This window comes from Gemmatimonadota bacterium, from assembly GCA_026706345.1.
Classification (GTDB): domain Bacteria; phylum JAAXHH01; class JAAXHH01; order JAAXHH01; family JAAXHH01; genus JAAXHH01.
Genome location: JAPOYX010000156.1, coordinates 1 through 4,272, shown reverse-complemented (window position 1 = coordinate 4,272; position 4,272 = coordinate 1). Strand labels below are relative to the sequence as shown.

Below are 4,272 nucleotides of genomic sequence, written 5' to 3'. Positions count from 1 at the left end.
GGGACGGGCTCTGCCGTCAATGTGTTGCAGCAACGGCAGCAGCTTGCCGACACCCAAGCTCAGGTGCCGGTTGTCCAATCGTTTCTGGAGACGGCTCTCAATCAGCTTGCGGTCCTCCTCGGCCGTGTGCCGGGCTCACTTGATGAGTTGGCGCCCGGCAGGTCGCTGCCCGAGCTGCCGCCGTTTCCACAACTGGTTTCCCCTGTCATGCTGCTCGTATCCCGTCCGGATCTGCAGGCCGCCCAACTCCGGCTCCAATCCGCGGACTACCGGGTTGCCGCGGCCGTGGCCGAACGCTTGCCCCGTTTGGTGTTGCAGTTGTCCTACGAGTTCAGCGCGCGGAGTTGGGACACCTTCTTTCGTCAGGAAATCGGTTCGCTGATCGGTGATATGATCACGCCTTTGGTTGATGGGGGCCGCCGCCGGAACGAGGTGGTTCGGCAAAAGGCGCGGGTTCAGGAATTGCTCGACCGCTTTGGGCAGACGTATCTGACGGCCCTGCGCGAGATTGAAGACGCCTTGGTCCAGGAACGTCAGCAACGAGAGCTCATACGCAATCTTGAGCGGCAAATAACCCTTGCCCAGTCAACGCTGGATGTCTCCCGCTCGCGCTATACCCACGGTCTTATTGATTACCTCAATGTGCTCGTGGCGGTACAATCGCTCCAGGCCCTTCAGCGTCGGGTGATTAGCGAGCGAAAAACCCTGCTGAGCCGGCGGGCCGAACTCTACCGCGCCTTAGGCGGCAAGTGGACGGAGACCCTAGAAGCACCGAACGCTATCCGCTTGGCCGCCTCGTCCGATCCGGCTGTTCTCCCAGGAGGACGGCTGTGAAACGAGCCGCAGGGGGGAAAGCGTGGGCGATGCGTCTGTTCCGGTTTGGACTGCCGCTGCTCATTCTCATTGTCGGCATGCTGGGCGCCCGTGCGCTGATCGCAAGCCGGCCTCCGGTCCCCAGGGTCGCCCACGAGGCCGTGCCCACGCTGGTGGAGGTGATTACCGTTCACGCCCAGGATGAGCAAGCCAGACTCCAGGCATACGGCACCGTTCGAGCCCATCGTGAACTGACCCTCTTCCCCCGGGTCGAGGGCTATGTCATTGCTCAGCATAACGATCTGATCGACGGTGGCCTGGTCCGGGCGGGCGAGGTGCTGCTCAAGATTGACCCGCAGGATTATCGCCTGGCGGTCGATGCCGAGCGGGGCAATCTGGCGCGAGCGGAATTCGAGCTGCAAGTCGAACAGGGCAATCAGGTCGTTGCCCATCAGGAATGGGACCTGCTGGAGCCGTCCATCGAGACCAGTGAGATGGGACGGCTCTTGGCGCTGCGCCAGCCCCATCTCAAAGAGAAGCGGGCCGCGGTGGACGCGGCCAGGAGTCGTCTGGCCCAGGCCGAGTTGAACCTGACCCGAACGGTGGTCTCGGCGCCGTGCAACGCCCTGGTGTTGAAGGAGACGGTCGAAGTCGGGCAATTGGTCAACGCGCGGAGTGCGGTTGCGACCTTGGTGTGTACCGATGCGTTTCGGGTCGAAGTGAGTGTGCCGCTCAATCAACTCGGCTGGGTGGAATTCCCGAATGCTGCCGGATCGCAACTGTCTGAGCACCTCCCGGATGCTGCGGTAAAAGGTTCCACTGTCCGTATTATACGCGACCTTGGGAACGGAGAAACCGTCCAGTGGACGGGATGGGTCGAACGTCTGCTTGGCGACGTGGCCCGGGTGCTGGTCCTCGTCACGGACCCACTTGGTCTGGAGCCCTTCGACCGGGCTCAGGACAGGCCCGGTGAGAGGCACCGCTCGTCCCTGCTGCTCGGAGAGTATGTCAGGGTGGAGATCCTCGGTCCGACCCTGCCCCAGGCGATTGTCCTGCCTCGTGGTAGCCTGCGTGAAGAAGAGCGCGTGTGGGTGTATAACGCGCAGGGAGAATTGGAAATTCGGCAGGTAGAGGTGGCGCTCAGGCGGCGGGACTCGGTGCTGATTCGCGCCGGTCTGGCGGACGGCGACCAAGTCGTCATCAGCTCACTGCCAGCCGCGCTGCCGGGGATGCGGTTGCAGGCTGCGGCTGCTGAGCCGGTCCCGACGACCGAGCGTACGGACGAGGAATAAGTCTTCCGTGGCCGACACTGTTGACACCGCGCCGCATGTCGGCGGCCCAATCGCCTGGATGGCGCGTAACCATGTGGCCGCCAATCTGATGATGCTGCTGTTTCTCGTGGGTGGCCTCCTTCTCAGCACGCGGGTCAAACAGGAAATTTTCCCCGAGTTCACCGCCGATACCATTACCGTCTCCGTGCTGCATCGTGGAGCCAGCCCCGCGGAAGTCGAGCAGGGTGTTATTCTGTCCATCGAAGACGAGGTGCGGGGGCTGGACGGAGTCAAGGAGGTGCGAGCTACGGCGACCGAAAGCCGCGCCAAGGTGACTATTGAACTGCTGACTGGCGCGGATACGGGCAAGGCGCTCCAGGACGTCAAAAACGCAGTGGACAGCATTCTGTCCTTTCCCGAGGAAGCGGAACGGCCGATCGTCAGCCTGTCCAAGCTGCGCAACCTGGTGTTGACTCTGCTGGTGCATGGCTCGCAGGATGAGCAGACCCTGCGCGATTTGGCCGAGCGTATTCGAGACGAATTGTTGCAACGGTCCGGCGTGACCCTGATTGAGTTGGCGGCCGCCAGACCGCTGGAGATCAGTCTGGAGGTCCCGCAGCGCAACCTGCGGGCCTATAATCTGACCCTCGATCGCATTGCCCGTGAGGTACGGGAAGCGGCGATTGAACTCCCGGCCGGTGGGGTGAAAGCCCCAGGCGGTGAAGTGCTGCTGCGCACCCAGGAACGCCGTGACTTTGCCCGCGAGTACGCCAATATCCCGGTCGCGGCGGCATCGGACGGCTCGCAGATTCTGGTGGGCGATATTGCCCATATTCATGACGGCTTTGAGGAGACCGACGTGGAGGCGGCTTTCAACGGGCAACGCGCGGTCCGGCTCCAGGTTTTCCGCGTCGGCAATGAAAGCCCGCAGTCGGTCTCCGACATCGTCCGGGCCTATGTGGCCGAAATCGAGACTGATCTGCCGCCCGGAATTGGATTGACCGTCTGGAACGACCGGTCCGAAGTCTACCGTGATCGGGTCAATCTGTTGGTGAAAAACGCCTTTCTGGGCTTGGTCCTGGTCTTGTTGCTATTGGGAATCTTCCTCGACCCGAAGCTGGCCTTTTGGGTGACCTTGGGCATTCCCATCTCCATTTTAGGTTCGTTTCTTTTTCTGCCGCTGACCGGTGCCTCGATTAACATGATCTCGCTCTTTGCCTTTATTATTACCCTGGGCATTGTGGTCGATGACGCGGTGGTCGTCGGGGAAAACGTGTATGAACGGCGTGAGCGAGGGATGCCTTTTTTGCCAGCCGCGATCGAAGGGGCCAGAGACATTGCCGGGCCGGTGCTGTTTGCCGTGTTGACCAATATCGTGGCGTTTTTGCCGCTGGCCTTTGTACCGGGGACATTCGGCAGATTCTTTGGCCAGATTCCGGCGGTTGTGGTGGCCGTATTTGTGGTCTCGCTCATTGAATCGCTCTTCATTCTGCCCGCCCATCTGTCGCACCAGACACAAGAGAATCGGGTGTGGGCTGTACTCGGGAAGCCACGCCGCATTTTTAACGACCTCTTACAGCGCTGCATGAAGCAGGGCTATCAGCCGTTCTTACGCCTCGCCCTGGCCAACCGGTACACGACGCTCGCCACTGGTATCGCACTGCTGATTCTAGCGGGCGGTGCGATCGGTGGGGGCCACGTTCCGTTCAGCTTTATTCCGCGTATTGATACCGATGTCGTCGCTGCTCAGGCGACGCTGCCGTTTGGGGTGCCGATGGAGACCGCCCGGCGTGTTCAGCATCAACTGCTCACCGCTGCCGCGACCACCGTTGAGGAACACGGAGGAGCGGACATCCTCGAGGGTACGTATGCTCTGATCGGTGCGTCCCTGCCGTCGTTCGGGCCTCCGCGTGCCGAGGGCGTAGGGGGAAGTCACTTGGTGGGCGTGCAGGTCTCGCTCGTATCGTCGGATCAGCGCGAGATTGGTAGCCTGGAATTTGTGGACGCTTGGCGGGCGGCGAGCAGGCATATTGCCGGCATCGAAACCCTGACCTTTGAGGCCGAAACGAATGTGAGCGAGGGGGCGGATATCGACATTCAGTTGACGCACCGCGACCGGCCCACGCTGGAGGCGGCGGCAACGGAGTTGGCCCAGACCCTGGCCGGGTATGCCGGGGTGCGTGATATT

3 protein-coding genes are annotated in these 4,272 nt (G+C 61.8%); all 3 read left to right on the top strand.

Annotated features, from left to right (window positions below):
- Nucleotides 1–834: TolC family protein (locus tag OXG98_10230; protein ID MCY3772381.1), on the top strand; the 834-nt coding region annotated here is incomplete at its 5' end.
- On the top strand, nucleotides 831–2,105 hold the full coding sequence (locus OXG98_10225; protein MCY3772380.1) for an HlyD family efflux transporter periplasmic adaptor subunit: 1,275 nt from the start codon (nucleotides 831–833) through the stop codon (nucleotides 2,103–2,105). The genes OXG98_10230 and OXG98_10225, both read left to right, overlap by 4 nt.
- A gap of 7 nt (nucleotides 2,106–2,112) precedes the next feature.
- On the top strand, nucleotides 2,113–4,272 hold a 2,160-nt coding region (locus tag OXG98_10220; protein MCY3772379.1), incomplete at its 3' end, for an efflux RND transporter permease subunit.